The organism is Promicromonospora sp. NPDC057488, from assembly GCF_042802395.1.
Lineage (GTDB): Bacteria > Actinomycetota > Actinomycetes > Actinomycetales > Cellulomonadaceae > Promicromonospora.
On sequence record NZ_JBHVEG010000171.1, the window covers coordinates 1 to 13,434 of the forward strand.

11 protein-coding genes are annotated in these 13,434 nt (G+C 74.6%); 7 read left to right on the forward strand and 4 right to left on the reverse strand.

Annotation, left to right across the window (positions count from 1 at the left end; all coding sequences use genetic code 11):
* The coding region (locus ACFU5G_RS24600; protein WP_377250691.1) for a zf-HC2 domain-containing protein at positions 1 to 383 on the reverse strand (383 nt) is incomplete at its 3' end.
* A gap of 168 nt (positions 384 to 551) precedes the next feature.
* Between ACFU5G_RS24600 and ACFU5G_RS24605 the strand changes: the two genes are divergently transcribed.
* Genes ACFU5G_RS24605 through ACFU5G_RS24615 form a run of 3 tightly spaced genes read left to right on the forward strand, consistent with a single transcriptional unit; the run spans position 552 to position 3,090 of the window.
* Positions 552 to 1,361: a CPBP family intramembrane glutamic endopeptidase gene (locus ACFU5G_RS24605; RefSeq protein WP_377250694.1), complete on the forward strand. Its 810-nt coding sequence runs from the start codon at positions 552 to 554 to the stop codon at positions 1,359 to 1,361.
* On the forward strand, positions 1,361 to 2,344 hold the full coding sequence (locus ACFU5G_RS24610; RefSeq protein WP_377250697.1) for an ATP-binding cassette domain-containing protein: 984 nt from the start codon (positions 1,361 to 1,363) through the stop codon (positions 2,342 to 2,344). Before ACFU5G_RS24605 ends, ACFU5G_RS24610 begins: the two co-directional genes overlap by 1 nt.
* Positions 2,341 to 3,090: an ABC transporter permease gene (locus ACFU5G_RS24615; RefSeq protein ID WP_377250699.1), complete on the forward strand. Its 750-nt coding sequence runs from the start codon at positions 2,341 to 2,343 to the stop codon at positions 3,088 to 3,090. Before ACFU5G_RS24610 ends, ACFU5G_RS24615 begins: the two co-directional genes overlap by 4 nt.
* Here ACFU5G_RS24615 and ACFU5G_RS24620 read toward each other — a convergent pair.
* Positions 3,074 to 6,328, reverse strand: coding sequence for a BTAD domain-containing putative transcriptional regulator (locus ACFU5G_RS24620; protein ID WP_377250701.1), 3,255 nt, complete (start codon positions 6,326 to 6,328; stop codon positions 3,074 to 3,076). The genes ACFU5G_RS24615 and ACFU5G_RS24620 overlap by 17 nt on opposite strands.
* Before the next feature lie 179 nt (positions 6,329 to 6,507).
* On the opposite strand from ACFU5G_RS24620, the gene ACFU5G_RS24625 reads away from it, so the two are divergent.
* The 3 genes from ACFU5G_RS24625 to ACFU5G_RS24635 are packed head-to-tail and all read left to right on the forward strand — an operon-like array spanning position 6,508 to position 9,777.
* Complete coding sequence (locus ACFU5G_RS24625) at positions 6,508 to 7,500, forward strand: phosphotransferase family protein (RefSeq protein ID WP_377250703.1); 993 nt, start codon at positions 6,508 to 6,510, stop codon at positions 7,498 to 7,500.
* Positions 7,497 to 8,828, forward strand: coding sequence for an MATE family efflux transporter (locus ACFU5G_RS24630; protein ID WP_377250705.1), 1,332 nt, complete (start codon positions 7,497 to 7,499; stop codon positions 8,826 to 8,828). Before ACFU5G_RS24625 ends, ACFU5G_RS24630 begins: the two co-directional genes overlap by 4 nt.
* Before the next feature lie 4 nt (positions 8,829 to 8,832).
* The gene (locus tag ACFU5G_RS24635) at positions 8,833 to 9,777 is read left to right on the forward strand and encodes a diacylglycerol/lipid kinase family protein (RefSeq protein ID WP_377250708.1); all 945 of its coding nucleotides are present in this window, start codon (positions 8,833 to 8,835) and stop codon (positions 9,775 to 9,777) included.
* Here the strand turns inward: ACFU5G_RS24635 and ACFU5G_RS24640 are convergent.
* On the reverse strand, positions 9,743 to 11,227 hold the full coding sequence (locus ACFU5G_RS24640) for a PH domain-containing protein (RefSeq protein ID WP_377250711.1): 1,485 nt from the start codon (positions 11,225 to 11,227) through the stop codon (positions 9,743 to 9,745). The genes ACFU5G_RS24635 and ACFU5G_RS24640 overlap by 35 nt on opposite strands.
* A gap of 77 nt (positions 11,228 to 11,304) precedes the next feature.
* Complete coding sequence (locus tag ACFU5G_RS24645; protein ID WP_377250714.1) at positions 11,305 to 11,826, reverse strand: PH domain-containing protein; 522 nt, start codon at positions 11,824 to 11,826, stop codon at positions 11,305 to 11,307.
* A 161-nt stretch (positions 11,827 to 11,987) separates the two neighbouring features.
* On the opposite strand from ACFU5G_RS24645, the gene ACFU5G_RS24650 reads away from it, so the two are divergent.
* Positions 11,988 to 13,328 carry an FAD-binding oxidoreductase gene (locus ACFU5G_RS24650; RefSeq protein WP_377250716.1) on the forward strand — a complete coding sequence of 447 codons (1,341 nt, stop codon included), beginning with the start codon at positions 11,988 to 11,990 and terminating at the stop codon, positions 13,326 to 13,328.
* Positions 13,329 to 13,434: the final 106 nt, after the last annotated feature.

The window sequence follows — 13,434 nt, forward strand, 5'->3', positions numbered from 1 at the left end:
CAGACGTACAGGTCACCCGAGCGACCTGTACGTCTGACACGTCGGCGGGGCGGACGGCGGTGCCGCCCGCCCCGGTGGCCGTCGGCGACCAGACGCCGGTCCAGGGCGCTGCGGTTCCAGGAGACCTGGCGCACGTCGATGAACGCGCGGATGCACTCGGCGCAGCCGTCCAGGTGGCTCTCCAGGCGCCGACGGCGGTGCGGCATCAGCCGCCCGGAGAGGTAGTCGTGGATCGAGGCGCGGGTGGAGCGGCACTCGGGCCGCCGGCCGGCCGTGGAACCCGGGCGCGCCGTGGTGCCGGCGCCCCGGGGCAGGTCCGACAGCCCGGCCAGTGCGGTGCGCAGCCGGGCGATCTCCGCCTGGCCCGCACCCGTGGTCGTCACGCGAACTGCCCCCTTAACGCTGAGTGTCCGGTCTGACCGGCCGGGCAAATATTGCCACTGACCACCAGGAGGTGCGCAAACGGGCACGTGATACCGCTGACAGCGAACCGGGGGTCGTGTCAGCGCCGTGTCAGGGCGGTGTCCGCGACCCCCGCAAATATTCGGGGCATGGAGAACATATCCGGCCCCACGGCCTTCGTCGAAGAGACGCGCACCAACCGAGTCGCCGAGGCGCTGCTCGCCGAGCGCCACTCCCTGCCCCTGTCCGTCGCGCTGCACCTCGTGCCCGGCGTCCTGATCGTCGCCGTCTACCTGCTGGTCGCCCAGCCGCTGGTGCGGGCCATCGACTACCCGTCGTTCCTCGGCTGGGCGATCGCCCTGGTCATCGTGCTCTACCCCCTCCAGTTCGGCCTGCTCTGGCTCGGCCGCTACCGCACCGGCCGGTACTCCCTGCGGGGTGTGCTCGGCTACCTGGACAAGCCGGTCCCGCGCGGCCGGCTCGTCGCCATGGTCGCCGGCCTCATCGCCTGGTTCGTCGTCGTGTCGTCGGTGCTCACCGTCCTGGACACCGCCGTCTTCGAGGCCTTCTTCACCTGGCTCCCGTTCGACGACGTCGGCGCCAGCGCCACCACGTACCTGGAGGGCAACGACCGCACGGTCATGATCATCACGCTGGCCGCGTCCATCCCGTTCACGGGCTTCACGCTGCCGCTGATCGAGGAGTACTACTTCCGCGGGTTCCTGATGCCGCGCCTGGCCCACCTGGGTGCCTGGGCGCCGGTGCTCAGCACCGTGCTCTTCTCGCTCTACCACCTGTGGTCGCCGTGGGTGTTCCTGTCCCGCGTGATCTTCTTCTTCCCCGGCCCGTGGTTCGTCTGGAAGAAGCAGGACCTGCGACTGTCCATCGGTATGCACGCCGGCACCACGCTGCTCATGGCCACCGGCGGCACCGTCGCCCTGATGCTGGGGGTCATGTGATGAGCGACCTCGCGATCGCGGTCTCGGGACTGCGCAAGACGTTCAAGGACAAGGTCGTGCTCGACGGCATCGACCTCGACGTCCGGGCCGGCACCATCTTCTCGCTGCTCGGCCCCAACGGCGCCGGCAAGACGACGACGGTGAACCTGCTGACCACCCTGACCCGGCCCGACGGCGGCACCGCACGCGTCGCCGGCCACGACCTGGCGACCGAGGCGAAGGCCGTGCGCGCCGCGATCGGCGTGACGGGCCAGTTCGCCGCCGTCGACGAGCTGCTCACGGGGAGCGAGAACCTGCAGCTCATGGTCGACCTCAACCGCAGGGGCGGCGGGCGGTCCGTCGCGGAGCTGCTGGAGCGGTTCGAGCTGACCGAGGCGGCGCACAAGCCGGCGTCGACCTACTCGGGCGGCATGCGCCGCAAGCTCGACCTGGCGATGACCCTGGTGGGCGACCCGGAGATCATCTTCCTGGACGAGCCGACCACGGGCCTGGACCCGCGCAGCCGTCGCACCATGTGGGCGATCATCCGCGACCTCGTGGCCGACGGCGTGACCATCTTCCTCACCACGCAGTACCTGGAGGAGGCCGACCAGCTCGCCGACCGGATCGCCGTCCTGGACCAGGGCCGCATCGTGGCGCAGGGCACGGCCGACGAGCTCAAGCGCCAGATCCCCGGCACCCACGTGCGGCTGAGGTTCGCCACGGTCGCGGAGCTCGACGCCGCCGCGCGGGTCCTGGCCGACGCCACGCGGGACGACGACGCGCTGAGCCTGCGCGTGCCCGGCGACGGCGGCACGCGGTCGCTGCGCGCACTGCTGGACCGGCTCGACGAGTACTCCCTGAGCGCCGAGGAGCTGTCCGTGCACACGCCCGACCTCGACGACGTGTTCCTGGCCCTGACGGGGCACGCCGCCGCGCCGACGACCGACCCGACCCCCGACCCGACGACCGACCCCACGACCGAGAAGGAGGCCGCCCGATGAGCGCCGCACCCCACGCCGTCGTCATGCTGCGCCGGAACTTCAGGCACATCGCCCGCAACCCGACCGCCGTCTTCAACGCCGTGCTGATGCCGATCATCATCCTGCTGATGTTCGTCTACATGTTCGGTGACGCCTTCGACGTGGGCGTCGACTACATCGACTACGCGACCCCCGGCCTGATCCTGCTGGCCGTCTGCTACGGCCTGGGGTCCACGGCCACGGCGGTGAACTCCGACATGACCAAGGGGATCATCAACCGGTTCAAGGTCATGGACGTCTCGCGCAGCGCCGTGCTCACGGGCCACGTCGTGGCCAGCCTGCTCACCAACGTCGTGGCAGTCGCGGCCCTGCTCGGGGTGGCGTTCCTGCTCGGGTTCGGCCCGGCGGCGGGACCCCTGGACTGGCTGGGCGTGGCGGGCATGGTCGTGCTGCTCGGGTTCGCGACCGGCTGGCTGACCGTCGCGCTCGGCCTGGCCGCGAAGTCGCCCGAGACGGCAGGCCTGGCATCCGTGCCGCTGGTCATGCTGCCGTTCTTCAGCAGCGCGATCGTCCCGGCCGACACGATGGGTCCCGGGCTGGCGCAGTTCGCGAAGTACCAGCCGTTCACGCCGATCATCGAGACCGTCCGGGGGCTGCTCGCCGGCACGCCGTCGCTCGGCACCGCGCTGGTCGCCGTCGGCTGGTGCGTCGCGATCGCCCTGGTGGGCTACGTGTGGGCGGGTGCCACGTTCACGAAGCGAGCGTGACCGCGGCGAGCTGCTCCCAGCCCGGCTCGTGCCCCGACTCCCGCGCGGTCGCCAGTCCCGACTCCCGCCCCACCCGAGCCGCCTCGGCGAACCCCGTGCCGCCGAGGCGGCTCCGTGCCGCCGCCTCGACCCGCGCGATGTCCGGGCCGGCGCGGTAGTCGCGCCGCTCGTGCACCCCGGCGCTCGCCCCGAGCAGACGCGCGGCCTGCTCGTGCTCCCCGCGCCGGAGCGCCAGGTCCGCCACGCCGACCAGGGCGATCGCGACCATCGGCGCGTGCCCGCTCTCCACGGCGGCCCGGCACGCGGCGGCGTGGTGGGTGCGCGCCTCGTCGAGGTCGGGGGAGAGGTAGCCCTGCTGGTCGTGCAGGACGGCGCGCACGTGCGCCCCGTCCGCGTCGTCGCCCCACAGGACCCGGGCGGTCGCCAGGTGCTCGCGCGCCTCGTCGGCGTCCCCGCGCCAGCGGGCGAGCTCCGCGCGGGCCAGCGCGAGCGTGCCCAGCGTGCCCGGCCACGTGACCCGGCGCGCCTGCCGCTCGGCCTCGGCCATGGCGGCGGCGCTCGCCTCCGCGTCGCCCAGCAGCCAGTGCAGCTGGGCCTGCCGGGTCCGGATCAGGATGGCGTCGTCGACGGCGCCGATCTCGGTGACGACCACGATCGCCTCCGCGTAGAGCGCGCACGCCGCGGCGAGCTCGCCGCGCGACGCGACCTGGTCGGCGAGCTCGGACAGGGCGAACGAGATGCCGAACCGCTCACCGAGAGTCCGGAACTCCGCCAGCGCCAGGGCGAGGTCCGCCTCCGCCTCCCGCTCGTCCTGGCCCAGGATGAGCTTGAGCTTGCCGAGCTGCAGCCGGGCCAGCGCGTGGACCCAGGGGTCCGCGTCGTCCAGCACGGACTCCCAGGCGGCCAGCCCCTCCTCGGGGGCCGTCAGCAGGCGTTCGAGCGGGACGATCAGCGGCAGCGCGGCGTGCGGGCGCTCGCTGGTCCGGCTGAACCGGTAGGACTTGTGGATCCAGTCGGCGGCCGTGTGCTCGTCGCCCATCCCGGTGCTCAGGAACATCGAGAGCAGGGCGTACACCCAGGCCTGGACGTCGTCGGGCAGCTCGCCCGGGAGTTCGGTGGCCGCGAGGATCAGCTCCATGCCCTCGGCCTTGTGCCCGCTGAGCCACCAGTACCAGCCGGCGCCGGCCGCGAGCCGCATCGCCTCCGCCGCCTCGCCGGCGGCGAGGGCGCCGCGCATCGCGGCCGTGAGGTTGTCGTGCTCGTCGGCGAGCGTGGCGAGCCAGGTGAGCTGCTCGGCGCGGCGCAGGTGCGGCTCGGCCGTCTCGGCGAGCTCGGTGCACCAGGCCAGATGGGCCCGCCGGGCCAGCTCGCTCTCCCCGGCCTCCGCGAGTCGCCCGGCCGCGTACTCCTTGATGGTGCCGAGCATGCGGTAGCGCGGGGCGTGGGCGCCGCCGTCCGCGACGAGCAGCGACTTCTCGGTCAGCGCGGTGAGCAGGTCGAGCACGTCGTCCGGCGGGGGACCGGCATGCGTGCCGCCGGCGGCCGGGTCCGCGCAGACGCGTTCGGCGGCCTCCAGGCTCGCCCCGCCGCGGAACACCGACAGGCGGCGCAGGACCGTCCGCTCGGCGTCCGACAGCAGCTCCCAGCTCCAGTCGACCATGGCGCGCAGCGTGCGGTGGCGGGGCAGCGCTGTGCGGCTCCCGCCGGTCAGCAGGCGGAACCGGTCGTCGAGCCGGGCGGCGAGCTGGTCGATCGACATCGTGCGCAGCCGGGCGGCGGCCAGCTCGATGGCCAGGGGCATCCCGTCCAGGGCCCGGCAGACGCGCGCCATGGTGGCGAGCGTGCCGGCGTCGGGAGCAACGTCGCCGTCGGCGGTGGCGGCCGCGGCGAGGTCGGCGCGCACCGCGCCCGCCCGGTCGAGCAGCAGCCGGACGGCGGGCGCGGAGCCGATCTCGTCGTCGGCTGCCGCGGCGTCCGGCAGGGCCAGGGGCAGCACCTGCCAGAGCGCCTCGCCCGGGATGCCGACCGCCTCGCGGCTCGTGGCCAGGATGCGCAGCCGCCGGCACTCGCCGAGCACCCGTTCGGCGAACCGCGCCACGGAGTCGATCACGTGCTCGCAGTTGTCCAGGACCAGCAGGGCCTCGCGGTCGCGGACGGCGGCGACGACGCGGTCGGTCGCGTCCAGGGCCGACCCCTCGCCGAGCAGGGCGTCGCGGAGCTCGAGCGCGCTGAGCGCGGCCTGCGCCACGTCGTCGTCGGGCCCGAGCGGGGCCAGCTCGACCAGCCACGCCCCGTCGGGGAGGTCGGCGGCCAGGCGGCCCGCCGTCTCGGTGGCGAGCCGCGTCTTGCCCGCGCCGCCCGGCCCGACCAGCGTGGTCAGCCGGTGTTCCGCGACGAGGCCGCGCACCACGGCGAGGTCGGCGTCCCGGCCCACGAAGCTGGTCAGCGCGGCCCGCAGGTTGGTCCGGCGGGTCGCCTCGCGCGGGGCCAGCTCGCCGCGCAGCAGCGCGACGTGCAGCGCCGACAGCTCCGGCGAGGGGTCCACGCCGAGCGCGTCGGCGAGGGCCTCGCGCGTGCGCTGGTAGACCTCCAGCGCCTCGGCGTCGCGCCCGGCCGCGGCCAGCGCGCGCATCAGGGCGGCGACCAGCCGCTCGCGCACGGGGTGCTCGGCGACCAGGTCGGTCAGCTCCGCGACCACCTCGGCGCCGTGGCCGAGCCCGAGCTCGGCGTCGAACCGGTCCTCCAGGGCCGTCAGGCGGAGCCGGTCGAGCCGGGTGACGGCGGCTGCAAGACTGCCGCCCCCGACCCCGCCACCGACCCCGCCGTCCGCCCCGCCGACGTCCTGCAGCGCCGGTCCGCGCCACAGGGCGACGGCCCCGCGCAGCAGCCGGACCCGGCCGGCGACGTCGGCGTCGTGCGCGCGTGCGACGAGGCGCTCGAACCGCACGGCGTCGACGTCGTCGGGGGCCACCAGCAGCCGGTAGCCGCTCACCTGGCCCTCCAGCACGCCGTCCGGCAGCACCTTGCGCAGCCGGGAGACCAGCCGCTGGAGCGCGTTCGTCGCGTCGGACGGCGGGGCCTCGCCCCAGATCCAGTCCACCAGCGTCGCCTTGGGCACCACGCGGCCGGGGTCGAGCGCGAGGGCGGCCAGCAGCGCGCGCAGCCGCGTCCCGGGGACGTCGGCGGCGGCGCCGTCGTCCAGGGTGACCTCGAAGGGACCGATCAGCCTGATCTGCACCGGCAGATCTTGGCACAGGGCGCGGGCGCCCCGGGCGACAATTTCGCGATTACCTACCAGGTGGTAGATAAGTGGTCCTGGGAGCCCCTACACTCCTCGCGTACGAACGTACGCATCGACGTGCCGAGCATCCGTACCCCACCGAGCCGTACCCCACCGAGCATCGAGGACGAGGACCAGTGGACAGCATCACCAAGAACCGCCAGTCGACGACGACGCTGCGGGCGATGATCGAGCGGGCCTACGGCCCCGGGCAGGTGCCGGACGGGGAGGACTTCGCGACGGAGCTCTCGTACGGCTTCTTCAACGCGCTGTACGAGGTGCGGCTGCGCGACGGCGCGCGGGCCGTGCTCAAGATCGCCCCGCCCGCCGACGTGCCCGTCATGACGCGCGAGCAGGGCATGATGCGCAACGAGATCGCCGCCATGGAGCTCGTGCGGCGCGCGTCGGACGTGCCCGTGCCGCGCGTCGACCACAGCGACCTGACGGGCGACCTCTGCGGCGCCGACTGGTTCGCCATGGAGCACGTCGACGCCGCCTGCTTCGGCATCGCCGCCGAGGCGGGGGAGCTGACCCCGGAGGTGGTGGACGCCGGGTTCGAGCACCTCGGCGCCCTGAACCGGGAGCTCACGGAGATCGTCGGCCCGCACTTCGGCCCGGTCGACGGCCCCGGGTTCGCGACCTGGCCCGAGGCAGCCACGGCGATGTTCGCCGACGTCCTGGCGGACGGCGTCCGCGCGGGCGTCGATCTCGGATGGGACCCCGACGTCGTCCGCAAGGTCTGGGACGACCACGCCGACGTGCTCGCGGAGGTCACCGTGCCCCGCTTCGTCGAGGTGGACCTCTGGGCCAAGAACTCGATGATCCGCGACGGCCGCATCGTCGCCATCGTCGACCACGAGCGCGCCATGTTCGGCGACCCGCTGATGGAGGCGGGGCTGACCGGCCTGGACCTGCCGTTCTTCCCCGACCCGACGCCGTTCCGGCGCGGCTTCGGGCTGGCGGAGCTGACGGCGGGCGAGCGCACCCGCCGCCACCTGTACACCCTCTGGCTCTGCGTCACCATGCTCGTGGAGACCACCTATCGCCGGCAGACGCCGGAGCAGTACCGCTGGGCGTGCGAGCAGCTCGACATCGCGCTCGGGCTGCTCGGCCGCACGAGGGAGCCGTGACACACGCCGCGGACCAGCTCGGCACCCGGCCCGTCGGCCGGCTGCTGTGGCACACCTCGTCCCAGACCACCTTCTCGGTCGGCGTCTACGGCATCTACGCCCTGACGAACGCCTGGTTCGTCGCCCGGGGCGTGGGCCCGACGGCGATGGCCGCGGTCAACCTCGTCGCCCCGGTGCTGCTCGGGCTGGGCGCCGTCGCGACCACCGTCGGCGTCGGCGGGGCGTCCCTGGTCTCGCGCAGCCTCGGCGCGGGCGACCCCGCCCGGGCCGCCCGCGCCGCGGGCAACGCCTTCGTGCTGTTCTGGGCGGCCGCCATCACCACGAGCGTGCTCGGCCTGGCGTTCCTCGGCCCGCTGCTGACCCTGCTCGGCACCACGGGCGCCACGCGCCAGTACGCGCACGACTACGCCGTCGTCATCCTTGCCGGGGCGATCTTCGCCACCGGGTTCTCCAGCCTGATCCGGGCCGAGGGCCGGATGGCGTACTCCACCATGGTCTGGGTCGTGGCCGTCGTCGTGCAGATCGTCCTCGACCCGCTGTTCATCTTCGTCCTGGACCTCGGCGTGACCGGCGCGGCGCTCGGCACTGTCTGCGGGCAGGCCGTCTCGGCGGCGATGAGCCTGTGGTTCTTCTTCCTCCGGCGCCGCCGGCCCTACCGCATCCGCTGGGCCGACCTGCGCCCCCACCCGCCGACGATCGGCGCGCTCCTGGGCATCGGCGCGCCCTCGTTCCTCGCCGGGATCGGCGCCACCCTGCTGACCGTCCTGGTCAACCTGGCGCTGGCCCGCACCGGGGGAGCGCTCGTCCTGGCCGCGTTCGCGGTCTGCGCCCGCATCCAGACCTTCGTCACCATGCCCCAGACGGGCATCAGCCAGGGCCTGCAGCCCGTCGTCGGCTACAACGCCGGGGCGCGCCTGCCCGACCGCGTGGCCCGGGCCCGCACTCTCAGCCTGCGCGCCACCGTGCTCTACGGGATCGGCGCCGCGGCCCTCGTCATCGCGTTCGCCGAGCCGCTCGTGCGAGTCTTCGTCGACGACGCCGCCACCGTGCGCGCCGGGACCGAGGCGCTCCGGATCATCGCGGCCGGCCTCGCCGTCGCCGGCATCGCGCCGCTCGTCTCCGCGTACTTCCAGGCCCTCGGCCAGGCCCGGCCGTCCTACCTGGTGTCCATCGGCACCCTCGTGGCGATCAAGATCCCGCTCGTGCTCGCCCTCGGCCACGTGGGCCCCACCGCCACCTGGGTCGCCCTGGCCGGCGGCGACGTGGCCGCGGCGCTCGCGGCGCTCGTGGTGCTCCGCCTCGCGACCCGGCGCGGCGTGCGAGCATGACGCCATGAGCGCACGCGTCGGGATCATCTGGAACCCCTCCAAGACGACCAGGGGGACACTCGAGAACGCGCTGGACAAGGCCGCCTCGGCCGAGCGCGTGGACGTCGAGCAGCAGTGGTTCGAGACGACGCCGGACGACCCCGGCCAGGGCGCCGCGGAGCGCGCGATCGAGGCGGGCGCCGAGGTGATCGTGGCCGCGGGCGGGGACGGGACCGTCCGGGCCGTCGCGGAGCACCTCGCCGAGTCCGGGGCCGACGTCGAACTCGGCATCGTCCCGCTCGGCACCGGCAACCTGCTCGCCCGCAACCTGCGGGTCCCGCTGCTGAACCCGGCCGCGGCCTTCCGCCGCGCGCTCACCCCGAAGGCCCGGGCGCTGGACGTGGGCTGGCTGGAGATCGACCTCGAGGGCGGCACCGAGCGGCACGCGTTCGCCGTCATGGCCGGGTTCGGCCTCGACGCGCACATGATCACCGAGACCGACGACGACCTCAAGGACAAGGTGGGCTGGCTGGCCTACGTCGAGTCCCTGGGGCGGGCGCTGTCGGCCAGCGGCACCCTCGACGTCCGGATCACGGCCGACGGCCGGGAGCTCGACCGGAACAGCGCGCACACCCTGCTGGTCGGCAACTGCGGCATGCTCCAGGCCGGCATCACCCTGCTGCCCGACGCCGACCCCCGCGACGGCGAGCTGGACCTCCTGGTCCTGAGCGCCGACGGCGCCGCGGGCTGGGTCGACACGCTGCGGAACATGGTCTGGGACAACGGCATCAAGCGGGTCCTCGGCGGCGGGGCCTCGGCCGAGAGCAGCGAGAGCGCCACCCACGGCCGCGTGCGCAGCCTGCAGGTGGAGCTCGCGGAGCCCCGGGTCTTCGAGATCGACGGCGAGGACCTGGGCGAGACGACCCGGGTCTCCGTCACCGTCCAGGAGGGCGCGGTGCGGGTGCGCTGACGGGCTCCAGGAACGGCCGCAGCAGCCCCGGGACGGCGGCGTCGGCGAACGCCAGCCCCTCGGCCTCGGCGGCGTCGCGCACGGCGTAGGCGCCGGTACCCGCCGCGGTCGTGGCGAGCACCGTGACCAGCCCGGCGCGGCGCTGGAACACCGACTGCTTCACGGTCCAGCCCACGATGCCGCGCCGCTGGAGCGCCACGGTGGCGCGGCGCACGGTGCCGCTGCGCGCGACCAGGTAGCGCTCGGTCAGCGCGTGGCCGAGCGAGCGGTAGGCGTCCAGCGCCAGCACGGTCGCCAGCGGGACGAGCACGACCGCGCTGCCCCAGGCGATGTGCAGCAGCACGGGCGTGAGCAGCAGGCCGAGCACGACGAGCACGGCCTCGGTGACGAGCACGGTGGCCAGCGCCCAGCGCAGCCGGCGGCCCCGCGCGGCGAGCGGGTGCCCGGTGAGCGGCGCCGCCGTCGGCGAGGCGCCGGGCTCGCGCAGCACGTCCGCGGCGACCCGGTCGGCGAGCTCCTTCGGCGCGACGGGCAGCAGGGTCTTGCTGTCGGTCTTGTCCTCCTCGCTCGTGGCGAGCCCGGTCGCGACGGCGTCCACGCGCGCCCCGCCCGCGAGGCGAGCCGTGAGTGGCTCCACGAGCTCGACGCCGCGCAGCCGGGACTCCTCGAGCGTGATCGAGCGGGTGGTGAGCAGCCCGCGCCGCACGTGCAGGGTGCCGTCGGCCTGCCGGTCGAGCGTGTGGTTCCACCAGTACTCGACCCACAGTGCGACGGTCGCCACGCCGCCGACGACGAACAGGCCCACGAACATCAGCGCGGCGACGAGGACGGCCGGGGCGAGGCCGAACCACGACCCGATCGTCTCGAACAGCTCCTCCTGCAGGCCGAACCACTCGGACACCTGGATGAGGCCGCCGGCCGCCGCGGCGCCCAGCGCGGGCGTCAGGAAGGACAGCGGGGCGAACCGGATCCAGCGGCGGTCGAACCGGGCCAGGGCGCCGTCGTCGGCACCTTCGGCTCCGTCGGCTCCGTCGCCGCCCGGCGCGGCGTGCGCGAGCAGGGTGGCGCGCAGCGCCTCGGCGTCCGCCCGGCGCAGCGGCCACAGCGTGACTGACCCCTCCGTGCCGGCCTGCTCGCCCGTGCCCACCCGGACGGTGGCGGTGCCGAGCACGCGCAGCACCGGGTCGGCGGTCAGGTCTACCGAGCGGATCCGTTCCCGCCGCAGGGCCAGGCGCTTGCGCACCACGACGCCGGTGTGCACGTGGAACCGCTCCGGGTCCACGCGGAACCGGGTGACGCGCCGCATCCACTCGCCGGACACCGCACCGGCGACCACCGCGAGCGCGAGCGGGGGCAGCACCCAGGCGAGCGCGAACCCGAGGCCGTTGCCGACGGCCAGCCAGTACCCGGTGACGAGGGCCGCGCCCCCGGCTGGGCCGAGCGTGTACACGGCGCCGGCCAGGTAGGCCCGGCGGTCTAGGCGCTCCCAGGCGAGGTCGTCGGGTGCCGGGGCGCCGTCGGCGGCGCTCAGGTCGCGTCCTCGGGTGTGGCCTGCGTGGCGATCGTCAGGCCGGCGGCGAGGTCGGCGGCCGTCTCGGCGTCGAGCCCCTCGATCTTCACGGCGCCGCGGGCGGACGCCGTCGTCACGGTGAGCGTCGCCAGGCCGAACCGCTGCTCCAGGGGCCCGCGCGCGGTGTCCACGGTCTGGATCCGGGAGAGCGGGGCGACCCGCCACTCCTGGAAGAACCAGCCGGTGCGCGTGTAGACGGCGTCGTCGGTGACCTCCCAGCGGTGGTGCCGGAACCACAGCCGGGGCAGGGCGATCGCGGCGGCCGCGCCGAGCACCGCGATGATCCCGGCGGGCAGGAAGAGCCAGAAGCGGGCGGGCGCGATCAGCGCGCCCAGCACCACCAGGATCACCACGGGCACCGCGGTCAGCAGCACCCACTGGAGGGCCCACCAGCCGACGGCGCGCGGGTCGACGGCGTGTCGTGGGGGACGCAGCCGCAGGGGCGCGCTCGGATTCTCGTCGGTTGTCGGCGATATCACCCGCCCATGGTCCCAAGCCCGGTGGCCTGCGGCAACGCTATTGGGCGCAGTTCGGGGCAGGGTGAGGCGCGAGGCGCCGATGAGTCCCGTACCGCGGCCCGGTCTCTTCCTGCAGCACCCGTTGCACTCCCCGAGAGTCCCCGACCAGAAGGAGCACGACCATGGACACGACCGAGGGTCCGGCGGTGACCGAGCTCGATGTGCTGCGCCCCGGCGACGGCGGCTACGACACCTCCCGCGCGGTGTGGAACGCGATGGTGGACCACAAGCCGGCCGTGGTGGTCCGCTGCCGCACGGCCGACGACGTCGTCGCTGCGCTGGCCCTGGCCCGGCGCGAGGGGTTGGAGGTGGGGGTGCGCTGCGGCGGCCACAGCGTCGTCGGGCACGGGGTGCCGGACGGCGGCCTCATGATCGACCTCACCCCGATGGGCGCCGTCCGCGTGGACCCGGACCGCCGGCGGGCGTGGGTGCAGGGCGGGGCCCTGCTCGGCGCGCTCGACGCCGCGACCCAGCCCTTCGGCCTGGCGACGACGGCCGGCAACGTCTCGCACACCGGCGTCGGCGGCCTCACGCTGGGCGGCGGTATGGGCTGGCTGGCCCGCCGGTGCGGGCTGGCCTGCGACAACGTCGTCTCCTACGAGGTGGTGACGGCGGCCGGCGAGGTGGTGCGCGCCGCGGCCGACGAGCGGCCCGAGCTGTTCTGGGCGCTGCGCGGCGGGGGCGGCAACTTCGGCGTGGTGACCGAGTTCGAGTTCCGGCTGCACGACGTCGGCACGCGCGCGCTCAGCGTGGAGCTCGACTTCCCGATCGGCCCGGCCGGTTCGGGGGACGCGGCGTCTGCGGCGTCGGCGGCGTTCCGGTGGCGCGACCTCAGCGCCGACGCCCCGCGGCAGGCCACCTACACCGCGGCCGTGCACGACGGCGTTGCGACGCTCGGCTTCGTGTGGGTGGGCGATCCCGACGAGGGCCGGGAGCACGCGCGGGAGCTCGACGCGCTGGGGACGCCGTCGGCCCGCCGCGTCGAGGAGCTGTCCTACCTGGACCTGCAGACCCGGGAGGACAGCGTCCGGGGGCACGCCGTCCGCCGCTACTGGAAGGGTCACTACTTCCGCGACCTGCCCGACGCCGCGCTGGAGGCGCTGCTCGCCCACGACCCCGAGGTGCGGGCCGGCCTCCAGGCGTACGGCGGCGCCATCGCCGAGGTGCCCGACGACGACGCCGCGTTCAGCCAGCGCGACACGCGGTTCGAGTACGTCGTGGCCGCCGGCTGGACCGACCCGGCCGAGGACGAGCGGCTGATCGCGGCCGCCCGCGCGAGCGCGGCCCTGCTGGAGCCGTACGCGAGCGGCGTCTACGTCAACGTGCTCGCCGACGACGGGGCGGCCGGCGTCCGCCGGGCTTACCCGCCGGCGAAGCTGGCGCGGCTCGCGGCGGTCAAGCGGCAGTACGACCCGGACAACGTGTTGCACCTCAACCAGAACATCCCGCCTGCGCTGGCATGACGGCGGCGGGCGGGGAGCGCCCACCAGGTCGGCAGTCTCCCCGGGTGGTCGGCAGTTTGCCGCGCAAAGTCGGCACTCTGCATCGAGGTCGGCACAGGCCTGTGCC

What these genes read in the sequence shown, in the direction of transcription:
- ACFU5G_RS24605 (WP_377250694.1), top strand. Translation starts at nt 552, where the DNA reads ATGGAGAACATATCCGGCCCCACGGCCTTCGTCGAAGAGACGCGCACC.
- ACFU5G_RS24610 (WP_377250697.1), top strand. Translation starts at nt 1,361, where the DNA reads ATGAGCGACCTCGCGATCGCGGTCTCGGGACTGCGCAAGACGTTCAAG.
- ACFU5G_RS24615 (WP_377250699.1), top strand. Translation starts at nt 2,341, where the DNA reads ATGAGCGCCGCACCCCACGCCGTCGTCATGCTGCGCCGGAACTTCAGG.
- ACFU5G_RS24635 (WP_377250708.1), top strand. Translation starts at nt 8,833, where the DNA reads ATGAGCGCACGCGTCGGGATCATCTGGAACCCCTCCAAGACGACCAGG.
- ACFU5G_RS24650 (WP_377250716.1), top strand. Translation starts at nt 11,988, where the DNA reads ATGGACACGACCGAGGGTCCGGCGGTGACCGAGCTCGATGTGCTGCGC.